General features: G+C 41.0%; 11 protein-coding genes and 1 pseudogene. All 12 read right to left on the bottom strand.

The window, feature by feature from the left end; all coding sequences use genetic code 11:
* Positions 1 to 116: 116 nt before the first annotated feature.
* On the bottom strand, positions 117 to 563 hold the full coding sequence (gene dtd, locus BCAMP_RS02125; RefSeq protein ID WP_035313295.1) for a D-aminoacyl-tRNA deacylase: 447 nt from the start codon (positions 561 to 563) through the stop codon (positions 117 to 119).
* Between the two features lie 56 nt (positions 564 to 619).
* On the bottom strand, positions 620 to 802 hold the full coding sequence (locus tag BCAMP_RS14955) for an ACT domain-containing protein (protein WP_408605175.1): 183 nt from the start codon (positions 800 to 802) through the stop codon (positions 620 to 622).
* The gene (locus BCAMP_RS02130) at positions 745 to 2805 is read right to left on the bottom strand and encodes a RelA/SpoT family protein (RefSeq protein ID WP_408605172.1); all 2061 of its coding nucleotides are present in this window, start codon (positions 2803 to 2805) and stop codon (positions 745 to 747) included. Before BCAMP_RS02130 ends, BCAMP_RS14955 begins: the two co-directional genes overlap by 58 nt.
* 259 nt (positions 2806 to 3064) lie before the next feature.
* Positions 3065 to 3586, bottom strand: a complete 522-nt coding sequence (locus BCAMP_RS02135) for an adenine phosphoribosyltransferase (RefSeq protein ID WP_035313297.1) — start codon at positions 3584 to 3586, stop codon at positions 3065 to 3067.
* Positions 3587 to 3604: 18 nt separating this feature from the next.
* Positions 3605 to 5959, bottom strand: a complete 2355-nt coding sequence (recJ, locus tag BCAMP_RS02140; protein WP_035313299.1) for a single-stranded-DNA-specific exonuclease RecJ — start codon at positions 5957 to 5959, stop codon at positions 3605 to 3607.
* 126 nt (positions 5960 to 6085) lie between these two features.
* On the bottom strand, positions 6086 to 6376 hold the full coding sequence (locus tag BCAMP_RS02145) for a LapA family protein (protein ID WP_051456808.1): 291 nt from the start codon (positions 6374 to 6376) through the stop codon (positions 6086 to 6088).
* Between the two features lie 22 nt (positions 6377 to 6398).
* A complete protein-coding gene (gene secD / locus BCAMP_RS02150) occupies positions 6399 to 8666 on the bottom strand; it encodes a protein translocase subunit SecD (RefSeq protein WP_035313416.1) in 2268 nt (755 codons plus the stop codon).
* Positions 8667 to 8992: 326 nt separating this feature from the next.
* Positions 8993 to 9283: a preprotein translocase subunit YajC gene (gene yajC / locus BCAMP_RS02155; RefSeq protein ID WP_035313301.1), complete on the bottom strand. Its 291-nt coding sequence runs from the start codon at positions 9281 to 9283 to the stop codon at positions 8993 to 8995.
* 73 nt (positions 9284 to 9356) lie between these two features.
* Positions 9357 to 10499 carry a tRNA guanosine(34) transglycosylase Tgt gene (gene tgt, locus BCAMP_RS02160; RefSeq protein ID WP_035313302.1) on the bottom strand — a complete coding sequence of 381 codons (1143 nt, stop codon included), beginning with the start codon at positions 10497 to 10499 and terminating at the stop codon, positions 9357 to 9359.
* Positions 10500 to 10521: 22 nt separating this feature from the next.
* Positions 10522 to 11554, bottom strand: a pseudogene (gene queA / locus BCAMP_RS02165) (tRNA preQ1(34) S-adenosylmethionine ribosyltransferase-isomerase QueA).
* A gap of 20 nt (positions 11555 to 11574) precedes the next feature.
* Complete coding sequence (ruvB, locus tag BCAMP_RS02170; protein ID WP_035313304.1) at positions 11575 to 12573, bottom strand: Holliday junction branch migration DNA helicase RuvB; 999 nt, start codon at positions 12571 to 12573, stop codon at positions 11575 to 11577.
* A gap of 76 nt (positions 12574 to 12649) precedes the next feature.
* A complete protein-coding gene (gene ruvA, locus BCAMP_RS02175; protein ID WP_035313305.1) occupies positions 12650 to 13240 on the bottom strand; it encodes a Holliday junction branch migration protein RuvA in 591 nt (196 codons plus the stop codon).
* Positions 13241 to 13446: the final 206 nt, after the last annotated feature.

Below are 13446 nucleotides of genomic sequence, written 5' to 3' on the forward strand. Positions count from 1 at the left end.
CACCAACGTCGCTTTTTTCCCAGGATACAGCATCATGAGTGTGAGACCGAAAGCAGTAATTATGAGTTTATAGACAAGTAAAAAAAAGGTTCATTTGCTTCTCCTCTCATCACGTACTATGGTTTTTTAGAATCAATCGTAATTGTCACAGGACCATCATTCGTCAATGACACTTGCATATCCGCTCCAAATTGACCAGTTGCTACCGTTATTCCGGCAGTTCGCAATGCGAGATTGAACGCTTCATATAAAGCGTTTGCCTTTTCAGGCGCTGCCGCAGCGGTAAAGCTCGGCCGTCGCCCCTTTTTCGTGTTTGCAAAGAGCGTGAATTGAGAGATGGATAATACTTGGCCACCCACATCTAACAGTGAGCGATTCATCTTCCCATCCTCGTCTTCAAAAATGCGTAGGTGAATCATTTTATTAATCGTGTAGGCAATGTCTGCCGTTGTGTCATCCTCACCAAATCCGACCAACACAACGAAGCCATAATCAATCGCACCCACTTCTGTGTTAGCAATCGTAACCGATGCCTGTAAGCTGCGTTGAATGATAATTTTCATTGCAATCTAACTCCTTATTTCGTGACACGTTTAACCGTGTACACATCGTAAATTTGTTACAGTTTATCAATAATGCGTTGCATTTCATCCTTGTTACGAATCATGATATTCACAACAAGCGCTGCCATCTCTTTCTTGTCAAGCCGAGCATTAACGCCTTTAATCGTTGTTTGCATGCTGTTCAAGGTTTGAATGACATCGTTGAGTAGTCCATCACGATTAAAGGCATAAATCTCGATGGTGACCTCATATTTAGACTGAACCGTGTTTCAGCCCCAATCCACGACACATCGATTAAGCGATCTTCTTCGCCCTCTAGTTGTGCCACATTCGGACAATCGGTACGATGGATTGAAATACCATGACCTTTTGTAATAAAGCCGACGATTTCATCACCTGGGACCGGATTACAACAGTGAGCTAAGCGTAATAGTAAGTTACCCATCCCACCTGCCACTTGAATACCGAGGTCATTTTTAGCATTGTTTTCGTGTGATTCAATCGGTGCTACTGCACCAGCTCTTGTTTTCCCTTCAACGATAAGGTTATCTGCCTGTTGCTTCAAGGCACGTTCGCGACGGACTTTTTCAGTCAAACGATTCATTACTTGCAATGCAGTGACGCTATTGTAGCCGATAGCAGCATAGAGATCATCATCGTCACGGAAATTAAAGCGATCGATGATGACTGCAAGTGCATCCGTTGTTAAAAACTCTTTCGGATCAAAATCATGCGCCAGTAATTCTTGTTCGAGGGCTACTCGCCCTTTATCAACCGTCTCTTCTTTAACAAGTCGTTTGAAATATTGACGTATTTTATTTTTAGCCTGTGATGATTTCACTAATTTAAGCCAGTCACGACTCGGTGCGGTCGCCGTTTTAGATGTTAAGATATCAACAATGTCACCCGTTTTCAATTTATAGTCTAACGTAACAATCTTACCGTTTATTTTAGCACCAACTGTGCGGTTACCGACCTCGGTATGTACACGATACGCAAAATCGAGTGGGACAGATCCTTTTGGTAATTCAATCACATCACCTTTTGGCGAGAACACATAGACCATGTCTGCGAACAAATCAGTTTTTAATGACGACATAAACTCTTGGGCATTGCTTTCTTCATCTTGAAATTCCATAATTTCACGGAACCATGACATTTTCCGGTCAAGACTGGTGCTAACATTAGCTGAATTGCCCTCTTTGTAGGCCCAGTGAGCAGCCACGCCAAATTCAGCAATTTGATGCATTTCTTCTGTTCGAATTTGAACTTCGAGTGGCTCGCCACCCGGTCCTATTACGGTCGTATGCAACGATTGATACATGTTTGCCTTTGGCATCGCAATGTAGTCCTTAAAACGACCTGGCATCGGTTTAAAGCGTGTATGAATAATACCGAGGACAGCATAACAGTCTTTAATGCTTTCGACGACAACACGAATCGCTAACAAGTCATAAATTTCATTGAACTGCTTATGTTGACTCGTCATTTTATGATAGATAGAAAAGATATGTTTCGGACGTCCTGAAATATCTGCTTTAATATTCAGTTCACCCAAGTTTTCTTGGATGTCTTCCACTAAATCTTCAAGGTAAGCTTCACGCTCACCACGTTTTTGCTTCATCAAATGCACTATGCGATAATATTGTTGCGGATTTATATATCTTAATGCTGTATCTTCTAACTCCCATTTAATCATCGAAATACCTAAACGATGCGCAAGTGGTGCAAAAATATCAAGTGTTTCTTGGGCAATTCGTTTTTGTTTTTCGGGTGGTAAATGTTTCAACGTCCGCATGTTATGCACGCGGTCGGCTAATTTGATTAAGATAACACGAATGTCTTGGGCCATTGCTAAAAACATTTTACGATGGTTTTCAGCCTGTTGTTCTTCATGTGATTTGAATTTTATTTTCCCTAATTTAGTGACTCCATCAACGAGCATCGCCACTTCGGGATTGAATTTATGAGCAATATCCGTTAAAGTGACGTCAGTATCTTCGACGACGTCATGCAAAAAGCCAGCAGCAATTGTATTAGGATCCATATCGAGATCAACTAAAATGCCTGCTACTTGAATAGGATGAATGATATAAGGTTCACCTGATTTACGAAATTGATGTGCGTGCGAATCGCGCGCGAATTCATACGCCTCTGTGATAAATTGAAGATGTTGCTCATTTAAATAGCGCGATGCTTTCGTGATGACCTCTTCAATCGATAAATTTTGCTCTTTTACCATAATGCCATCCCCTTTCAATGGATATGCATAAAGCTGCACCTAACAGCCACGATAATCGACCTTAGGTACAGCTTAATCTTATTACCAATTATAGCAGATTGATCGTACGATAAAAAGAAAATTATATTTTTGGAAGGTCGGTCTCTTTTTTTCGAAAAACCGACCATTTAAATGCCATCAATCGCCTCTGTGTAACTTCCTAAAAAAAACAGTTCGCAGCATCGATTGCTTGTCGAGTGCTCCGAACTGGTTGTTTCGTTTAGTATTCTAATAACACTTTCGTGTCGATGTCGCCTAATTTGGCACGGCCGTTCAACTCAACTAACTCAAGTAAGAAGGCTGCGCCCACTACTTCGCCACCGAGGGCATGCACAAGTTTGATGGTAGCTTCAATAGTTCCACCAGTTGCTAATAAGTCATCGACGATTAAAACACGTTGCCCTGGTTTAATGGCATCTTTATGAATTGTCAATGAATCTTGACCGTATTCAAGGTCGTAAGTCACTTCAATTACTTCACGTGGTAACTTACCGGGTTTACGCACTGGTGCAAAGCCAACACCCATGGCATACGCCATCGGACAGCCGATAATAAAACCACGCGCCTCTGGTCCAACAATGACATCAACTTGTTTATCTTTCGCATAATCAACTAACTGATCAGTTGCAAATTTGTACGCTTCACCGTTACCCATTAATGGTGTGATGTCCCGAAAAATGATACCTGGTTTTGGGTAGTTCTCAATCGATGCAATGTAATCTTTCAAATCTTCTGTTTTCATAATCATTATCCCCTTTAATTAACTTTCACTCCAAAACACATTGTAAAGAGCGGTGTAGTTTGAATAAATAAAACGTTGTTGTAGCGCTTCAATTGCTTCGCGTTTTTTGTATGACGCTGATTCTGCTAATTGATGTTTCGGTGCTTGTTCGTTTATCGTCAAACAATCCTTTTCTATTTTAACAAATTCCAGCTCAAAAAACACCGTTGTCATGAAAAAGAGCTTATTTTTCGAGATGTTTAATTTTTGACAAATCGCTTGATGTTGACGCTTCACATCAACCGGTTGGAATTGCGCAATAAATTTAAAAAAGTCACCGAATTCCTCACGACTTGGCAGTACCACCAACCCTTGTGGATTAGGGTTTTCAAGTCGGGCATAAATATTTTGTGGTTGTGTCACAGCCAGTAAGGCCTCGAGTTGTTCGGCATCGGTGGGTAGATCGACAATCACAAGACTGTTGATGCGCTCACTCGGTAATTCATCCACCGCTAAATTAAGCACGTTGACTTTATCAGCCCATTCGCTCACAAAGGCGGGATGATTAAAAACAACAAAGGCATCTGGTTGATTAAAAGGCGTAACGGTTTTACAAAATTTGCTCCACTCGGCCTCACCACGTAAATCAAACAATTGGTTATTGGTGACTGCAATATCTTTAATTTGCAGCTGCACCATTTGTTGATTACGCCATTCATTCAGTGACAGTTCGCCAACAACATCAATATCGTCACTCATGTTCAAAGTATTTTTGAGAGCACCAATATTAAAACCAATCGCTTCAATCGTCGCCTCATCATCTTTAAAAGTTGCCTTAAGATGGGCGTTATCAGCACCAATTTGACGAATGCTCGCAAGTCGAACGTTGGTAAATTTCACTAGCGGTTTTGGGTTATCGGTTCCGAATGGTTCTAAGCGCTTGACCTCGTCAAGTAGCGCAAGACTTGCCTCGGGTATCGTTAAGTTTAAATCAATCATGAGCGGCAGTTTGGTACTCGTTTCTGCTAATAGTGGTGCTGCATAAGTATTAACAGCTGTTCGCAAAGCAGCCACATTATCGATTGGCAATGTCAGACCGGCTGCACCAGCATGTCCGCCAAAGCGGGTTAATAGCGTCGTACTATCGTTTAAGGCATCATAAAGATTCAAACCAGGAATGCTACGACCTGAGCCTTTGGCCCACTGTTTTTCTTCATTCAATGACAAGACAATCACCGGACGTTGATAGGCTTCAACGAGACGAGAAGCCACAATTCCTAATACACCTTCATGCCAGTCTTTGCCAGCAACAATTAAGACTTTATCTGCTAAAAACGGTTGGACTTGTTCGTCTGCAGCCAACACCAGTTCATTTACAATTGCTTTTCGTTCATTGTTGATCGCAACGAGGTCGCTAGCCAATTGCTTCGCTTCATTCACATCGCGTGTAATTAATAACGCCAATGCTTTCTCAGCAGACCCAAGGCGACCGGCCGCATTTAAATGGGGGGCAATCTTAAACCCAACCATATCGGATGTAACCGTTGATGTATCTAAGTTTAGTTGCCGGTAAAGGGCCTGTAAACCCGGGCGTTCAGTTACTGCTAGTCGCTCTAGCCCTGCTTTAACAAGAAAACGGTTTTCATCGGTTAACGATACCATATCACCAATTGTTCCAAGCGCAAATAAATCGAGTAATTCAACTGGGATTTCACCAAGTAAGGCGTGTGCAACTTTAAAGGCAACACCAACACCAGCTAGCTCTTTGAATGGGTAATTAAAGGCTGGATGTTTCGGATGAACAATCGCATCAGCATCCGGTAATTGTGCTCCGACTTCATGGTGATCTGTACAAATAACTTGCAAACCAATTTCACGTGCATAAGCCATTTCTTCGATGCCAGCAATACCGTTATCAACCGTAATTAAAAGGTCATAGCCATCTTCTTTAATTTTTTTGAAAGCGGCTTTATTAGGACCATACCCTTCAACAAAGCGATTGGGAATAAAACAACTCGGTTCTGCCCCAATGATTTGCAATGCTTCATATAAGACCGCAGTACTTGTTACACCATCCGCATCATAGTCGCCATAAATCATAATTTTTTTATCTTCAGCTAAAGCTTCTTCGATGATTTCAAGCGTTTTCTCCATATCCGACAGTAAAAAAGGATCATGCACAACTGTTTCGGTCGGCTGTAAAAACTGTTCGATAGCTGCTTCTGAACGCAGATTCCGTTCCCATAACAGCGCTGTGATTGGCGTTGATAATTGTGTTGCCTTTGCCAATGCTAATACGTCGGCTTGATTGTTTGTTAGTTCTTGCCAGTCATAGTTAGATGCAAGCACGTCTCTCACTCCTTCTAAATAAAGTTCCACTTCATATCTTACCATAAATCGACCTTTTTAACTGGTGCCACTTGTTTTTTTTGTATAAAAAAAAACTGGCAGACACTCGTCTGCCAGTTCAACTTAACAAATATCACGGAGCGTCTCTACCACTACTTTTTATCCGCTTGTTTAAGCTTGTTTATTTCTGTACGTGTTGTTGCTTGTGCTAAGCGTTCTTTTTTTTTCCGCTTTTTCTGCCTGTTTACGCGTGTTTTTTTCTTTGATTGCGCGCATAAACGAAACACAGATAACGAGGAGCGCACCGAGTAAGGCTGAGCCAATAATCACTAAAATCAATGGCCATTGCACCGTTGTAAAGATGAAGTTCACTTCGACTTTATCGACATTGATAATCGCTAAAATGGCAATTATCAAAACCAATAAAATACTAATAAGTGTTAACCATTGTGCTTTTTTCATTTATCCCCATCCCTTTCTCTCGTTAAACGACAAGTTTATCCTTCTTCGTTTTGTATTTTTTCTCTTTAACCGTTTTAATTTCGCCGTGTTTATTTAATTCGCGAACTTTAAAACTATACCACATTTGCATAACCATAAACATTGAGGTGAAAATGCTTGAAATCAACCCGATCATTAAGGCTAGTGAGAATTCCCAAATTGAGTGACTACCAAAGAGCATTAAGGCAATCACGGTAATTAAAACCGTTGATACGGTTGTAATTGAACGGGTCAATGTTTGGCGTAACCCTTGGTTAACAGCGATTGCCAAATCTTCTTTGTTTTTGTAAACCCGTAGTTTTTGACCGATTTCACGCACACGGTCAGCTGTTACAATTGTATCATTAATTGAATAACCAATAACCGTTAAGACCGCGGCAATGAAGGTTAAATCAACCTTAATTTTGAAGAGACTAAAGACGACGAAAATCACAAAGCCATCGAATAATAACGATACAACAGCTGAAACAGCCATCTTCAATTCAAAACGGAAACCAATGTAGACAATAATTAACAATGAGGCAATGATTAATGCGAAGAAACCATTTTTTGCAAGTTCTTGTCCCACCGTCGGTGTCACTGTATTAATACTTGCTTCATGGCCGTATTCAGCTTTGAAGTGATTGTTGAATTTTTTGATTTCAGCTTGACTAAAGGCACCTTTATAACTGACAACTGCGCTTTTTTGATCCTTACCGGTCAAAACAATATCGCTTGATGGCATCCCGATTGCATCGAGTTCTTTTGATACCTTAGCTGCTGTTAAAGTAGAATCAGCTGTCAATTCAGCACGTGTACCACTTGAAAAATCGATACCTAAGTTCATCTTCAATGTTGCCAAACAAATAATACCGAGAATTGTAATCGCAGCAAAGATTGATAAGAACACTTTGCGGTGTTTCAAGAAATCGATATGGTCAAAGTTAGTCGCAAGCTTAAATGATTCGAAGCCTTCTGATAACTGATGGATACTTTTACGTTTAACCCCAAACAAACCTGGACGTTGATCTAACGAACCACTGTTGACAAGTAAGCCCAGCATAATCCGTGAGCCATAAACAGCTGTCACGAAACTTACGAGAATACTGATGATTAAAATAAGCGCGAAACCACGAATTGAGCTCGTACCGAATACAAATAAGACGGCAGCAACAATAATCGTTGTTAAGTTTGCATCTAAAATTGTACGGAATGACTCTTTTGAACCTTCGATAAAGGCTTTTTTAATCGTGCGTCCGACACGAATTTCTTCTTTAATCCGCTCATACGTAATAATGTTGGCATCGACGGCCATACCAATACCGAGAATCAAACCGGCAATCCCTGGCAAAGTCATCGTTGCACCAACCAGACTAACAATTAATAATACAATGTATGTGTATACGGCTAGCGTTACTGAGGCAATCAGACCTGGTAAACGATAGAAAATCGCCATGAACACGAAGATAACGAGCAGGCCTATTAAGCCAGCAAACATTGTATCTTCGAGTGCTGATTGACCAAAGGCAGCCCCTACTGAGGTAGAATACACTTCAGTTAATTTCACTGGTAATGCCCCTGCATTAAGTAACTCAGCAAGGTTAGTTGCTTCTGCGACTGTGAAACTACCTGAAATTTCTACTTGATTCGTATTGAGTACTTGGCTGACATTTGGTGCTGATAAAAAGGCAGGATTTGCTTTAGCAGATTCATCTAAGAATTTTTGTTTATCCTTATGATCAAGCCAAATAACAAGTTGATTATTTGGTGCTTGGTCTAAAATGTTTTTTGTTACCTTAGCAAATTTAGCACTGTCTTTCAATTTCAAAGTAACGACTGGTTGATTTTGTTGATCGTATGATTGCTTCGCAGCACCTTGTACGAGATCGCTACCATCCATCATGAGCTTATCATTGGCGTCACGGAATGATAATTGCGCGGTTGTTGATAACATATCACGCGCTTCATCTTGGTTTTTAATACCCGCTAATTGGACACGGATACGGTTACCCGATTCGATTGTAATGCTTGGTTCTGCCACACCTAACGCGTTAATACGTTTATCTAAGGCGACAACAGTTGATTTTAATGTTTCAGTTGTAATTTTATCGGATTTTCCGTCTTGGGGTTTAACCTCATATAAGACTTCAAACCCACCTTGCAAATCGAGTCCTAAATTAATATTATTTAATACTGGTTTAATAGTGAACGAGATGACAGCAGCGAATACGGCTATCAAAATAAAAAAACTAACTAATTTACCCTTTTTCATTGTGTTAAACACGACCTTTCTTCTGCCATTTTGTTTGAAGTAATTATTATTAGCTTTTTGAGCTACAAAAATAATCCTCTAGACTGTGAAAATAGTTATCATACGAACATACTAGTTATATGTACTACGTCTGCAGCTTTGCGAATGTTGCGTCTTAAAGTTATTAAACCCTACTTTAACAGTCCTTTAAGGTCACATCATTCTGCGTCAACACATTTCGTTAGCACTTCACAATTCTAGATAATTATACCAGTTTTAGTACTTTTTTTCATTAAAATAAAAAAACCTTTTATGTCCGAAAACATAGCAGGTTTTGGTGTGTTTATTTAGTTGTTATCGTCTGATTCAAACGTTTCAACTGGTGCTTCAGCGACTTCAAGTACTGTACGCACAGCTTGACGGTCAAATGTTAACAATGAACCGTGACAGTCCAAAGTAATTTGTTTTTCGTCAATTGACTCAACAACGCCATGTAAGCCACCGATAGTTGCAATTGTGTCGCCTTTTTTAAGCGCACTTTGCATCGATTGAACTTTCTTTTGACGCTTTTGTTGCGGACGGATTAACATAAAATAGAAAAGCGCAATCATTACGACAATTAGTAACATAGAACTCATGTGTGATAAAACCCCTTTCGTTATTCAATACTTTAAGTATATCAGAAAAAACTGTTAATAGACTACTAATAACTTAAAAATTACGTGGATTTGGCTTATTATAGCCATATTGTTCAAAGAATTCTTCTCTAAATGCCAGTAAACGGTCTTCCATAATCGCTTCACGGACATTTTCCATTAATTTAATGAGGAAGTGAAGGTTATGATAACTTGTTAAACGAATGCCGAATGATTCCTTCGCTTTAACTAAGTGACGAATATAAGCACGCGAATAGTTTTTGCAGACGTGGCAATCACAGTTCGGATCAAGTGGACCAAAGTCTTTTTCATAGATTTTATTTTTAATCACGACTCGACCTTGGCTCGTCATCGTTGTACCGTTACGAGCAATCCGTGTTGGCAATACGCAGTCAAACATATCAATTCCACGGATAACGCCATCAATCAAGGCATCTGGTGAACCGACACCCATTAAATAGCGCGGTTTGTCGGCGGGTAAAAATGGTGTTGTTGCTTCAAGCGCTTCATTCATTAAGTGTTTTTCTTCGCCGACACTTAAGCCCCCAATTGAATAACCAGGAAAATCAAGTGATGCCAATTCCTTCGCATGTTGTTGGCGTAAATCAGCATAAACCCCACCTTGCACAATACCGAAGAGCGACTGTTTATCCATTGTTGTGTGTGCTTTTAAGCCACGCTCTGCCCAACGCGTCGTCCGTGCCATCGATTGAATCATGTATTCACGACTGGCAGGATACGGTGGACATTCGTCAAACGACATCATTATGTCTGATCCGAGTGCTTCTTGAATTTCAATCGCTTTTTCGGGCGATAAGAATAATTTCGACCCGTCTAAATGCGACCGAAAATGAACGCCTTCTTCTTTAATGTCACGAATTTTACTTAAACTGAACACTTGGAAACCACCTGAATCGGTAAGAATCGGTTGATCCCAGTTCATGAATTTATGGAGCCCACCCGCTTCACGGATTAACTCATGACCAGGACGTAACCAAAGGTGATATGTGTTGCTTAAGATGATACCGGCATTCATTTCTTTTAAATCTTCTGGTGCCATCGTTTTAACTGTTGCTAACGTTCCGACTGGCATAAACATCGGTGTCGGAAACGAACCGTGTGGTGTGTGAATAATACCGGCACGGGCACCGGTTGCCTTATCCGTTTTAATGAGTTCATAGGTTACTGCTGGTTTCATAATTTCCCTCTTTCATTTGTTATTATTTTTGTAAAAACATTGCATCACCAAAACTGAAGAAACGATACTTTTCTTCGACTGCATGGTTATAGGCATTAATAATATGTTCACGGCTTGAGAACGCAGACACAAGCATCACGAGCGTTGATTTAGGTAAATGGAAGTTGGTAATTAACGCATCACAGGCCTTAAATTCAAACCCTGGCGAGATGAAAATATCCGTCCAACCATCGTCTGCCTTAATCTCACCATCAAATTTTTGCGTAATCGATTCAAGTGTTCGCATACTTGTAGTACCGACAGCGATGATTTTTTTTACCATTAGCTTTAACTTCGTTTAAGGTTGCAGCCACGTCTTCAGTCATACGATAAAATTCAGAATGCATCTTATGGTTGGTCGTATCCTCCACACTAATTGGACGGAAGGTACCGAGTCCAACATGCAAGGTAATAAAGACGACGTGTACCCCTTTAGCACGGATAGCATCCAATAATTCAGTTGTGAAATGAAGGCCTGCTGTTGGTGCTGCAGCAGAACCATTTTCTTCTGCGTAAACTGTTTGGTAGCGTTCTTGATCCGCTAACTGCTCTTTAATGTATGGTGGTAATGGCATTTCACCGAGGGCTTCTAGCACTTCATAAAAAATCCCCTCGTAGCTGAATTTCAGTTTACGGCCACCGTGTTCAAGTTCTTCAGTGCAGACCGCGGTTAGTTGGCCTTCACCAAATGACATTTTGGTACCGACGCGGACACGTTTGGCTGGCTTCACTAACGTTTCCCATTCATCGTCTAAGAGTTGTTTAAGGAGTAACACTTCAACATGACCACCTGATTCGGTTTTAATCCCATGTAAGCGTGCAGGTAGCACCCGCGTGTTATTTAATACGAGGGCATCCCCTGCTTCAAAGTAATCCAATACATCCGGAAAATGACCATCACGATAAGCACCGGTTGCCCGGTTCACCATTAATAAGCGACTTGCTGTCCGGTCAAGTAAGGGGGTTTGCGCAATTAGTTCTTCTGGTAATTCATAATTAAAATCTTCAACTTTCACGTTTTTCACTCTTTCTCTCTTTAATTGTGTGGTTCTTTGCCTAAATGTTGATAGGCTTTGGCTGTTGCAACACGACCTCGTGGCGTTCGTTGTAAAAAGCCATGTTGTAATAAATACGGTTCGTACATATCTTCAATCGTGAGTCGTTCTTCACCAATACTCGCTGCTAAGGTATCCAAGCCGACGGGGCCTCCATTGAACATATCGATAATGGCACAAAGAATCTTTTCATCAACCTGATCAAGCCCCTTATCATCCACAAGCAGTAACTCCAACGCATATTGCGCGATGGCCACACTGATAGTGCCATCACTGCGTACTTGGGCCACATCTCGCACACGTTTCACTAAGCGGTTGGCAATCCGTGGTGTGCCGCGCGAGCGACGTGCCATCTCATGGGCAGCGTTCCCCTGAATGGGGGTCTCTAAAATAATCGCTGTTCGCTCAACAATCGCTTCTAACTCGCTAATTGTATAATATTCCAAGTGGTTAATGACACCAAAACGATCGCGCAATGGTGCGGTCATGTGACCGGCACGGGTCGTTGCCCCAATCAAGGTAAACGGTGGCAGCTCCATCCGAATGGAGCGCGCTTCAGGACCTTGTCCAATCATAATATCTAAGACGAAATCTTCCATCGCTGGGTATAAGATTTCTTCGATGACACGGCTCAAGCGGTGGATTTCATCAATAAAGAGCACATCCCCAGGCTCTAGCGCTGTTAAAATCGCAGCTAAATCCCCTGGTTTTTCAATCGCAGGTCCACTTGTCGTATGCAATTTCGCGCCCATTTCGTTGGCAATGACAACCGCTAAGGTCGTTTTCCCAAGCCCAGGTGGTCCATATAGTAACACATGATCCAACGCTTCATTACGGAGTCGGGCCGCTTCAATGAAAATTTGTAAATTTTGTTTCACTTTTTCTTGGCCGATATACTGGGCTAAGCGCTGTGGTCGTAAGCTTAACTCAATTGAACCATCAGCGCTGTTTTCTTCTGATGACACAAGACGCTCATCCATTGGCGTCACCCCTTTCAAGTCAATCTCTGACACTCGTTAATTCGTTAATTCGTTAATTCGTTAATTCGTTAATTCGTTAATTCGTTAATAATTTTAAGCCCGCACGAATGTATTCATCCGTCGAACTTAAATCAACTTTTTCTAATTTAGTTTCGGCTTTTTTAATTTCACGTGCACTGTAACCTAGCGCTTCTAAGGCCAGCAAGGCTTCGGCTAAGGCACTGTGTGTTTCGACAACAATCGTTGTTTGTTGCATCGATGGCACTAAATCATTGATTTTCCCTTTTAAATCTAAAATAATTTGGCGAGCGGTTTTTTTGCCAATCCCCGGGAACTTCACTAAATAGCCCTCGTTTTCACCTTCAATTGCTGTAACAAGCAGATTCAAATCACCACGGGCAATGATCGCCATCGCGCCCTTTGGTCCAATCCCTGTAACACTGAGTAGTTTTTGAAATAGAAAGCGTTCTTCGCGACTCTCAAAACCAAACAAGGTAATAGCATCTTCGCGAACATGATGATGGATAAAGATTTTTTCCACCTGACCTTCGCGCGTTGTAAACGTAAAGGGATTCGGTACATGAACCAAATAGCCAATCCCTTGCACATCAACAGTAATGTATAACGGACATATATAGGTAATCTGTCCTTTTAAATATTCAAACACATGAGCCACTCCTTTAGTCGAGGTGAAGTTTGGACGTCAAACTGACGTTACTTCATTTCTTTTCATCTCTACTATAATAGCATATATACGGTCTTAAAATCATCTAAACGGTCAATGTCTCGCTGAATTGCACAGAAAAAAGCAACGGTTATGAAACCGTTGCTTCAGATTGTAGACAAAGTCGAATTAAACTGCTTTTTCTGTGA

The sequence above is a fragment of the Brochothrix campestris FSL F6-1037 genome, assembly GCF_000525915.1.
In the GTDB taxonomy this organism is placed as follows: domain Bacteria; phylum Bacillota; class Bacilli; order Lactobacillales; family Listeriaceae; genus Brochothrix; species Brochothrix campestris.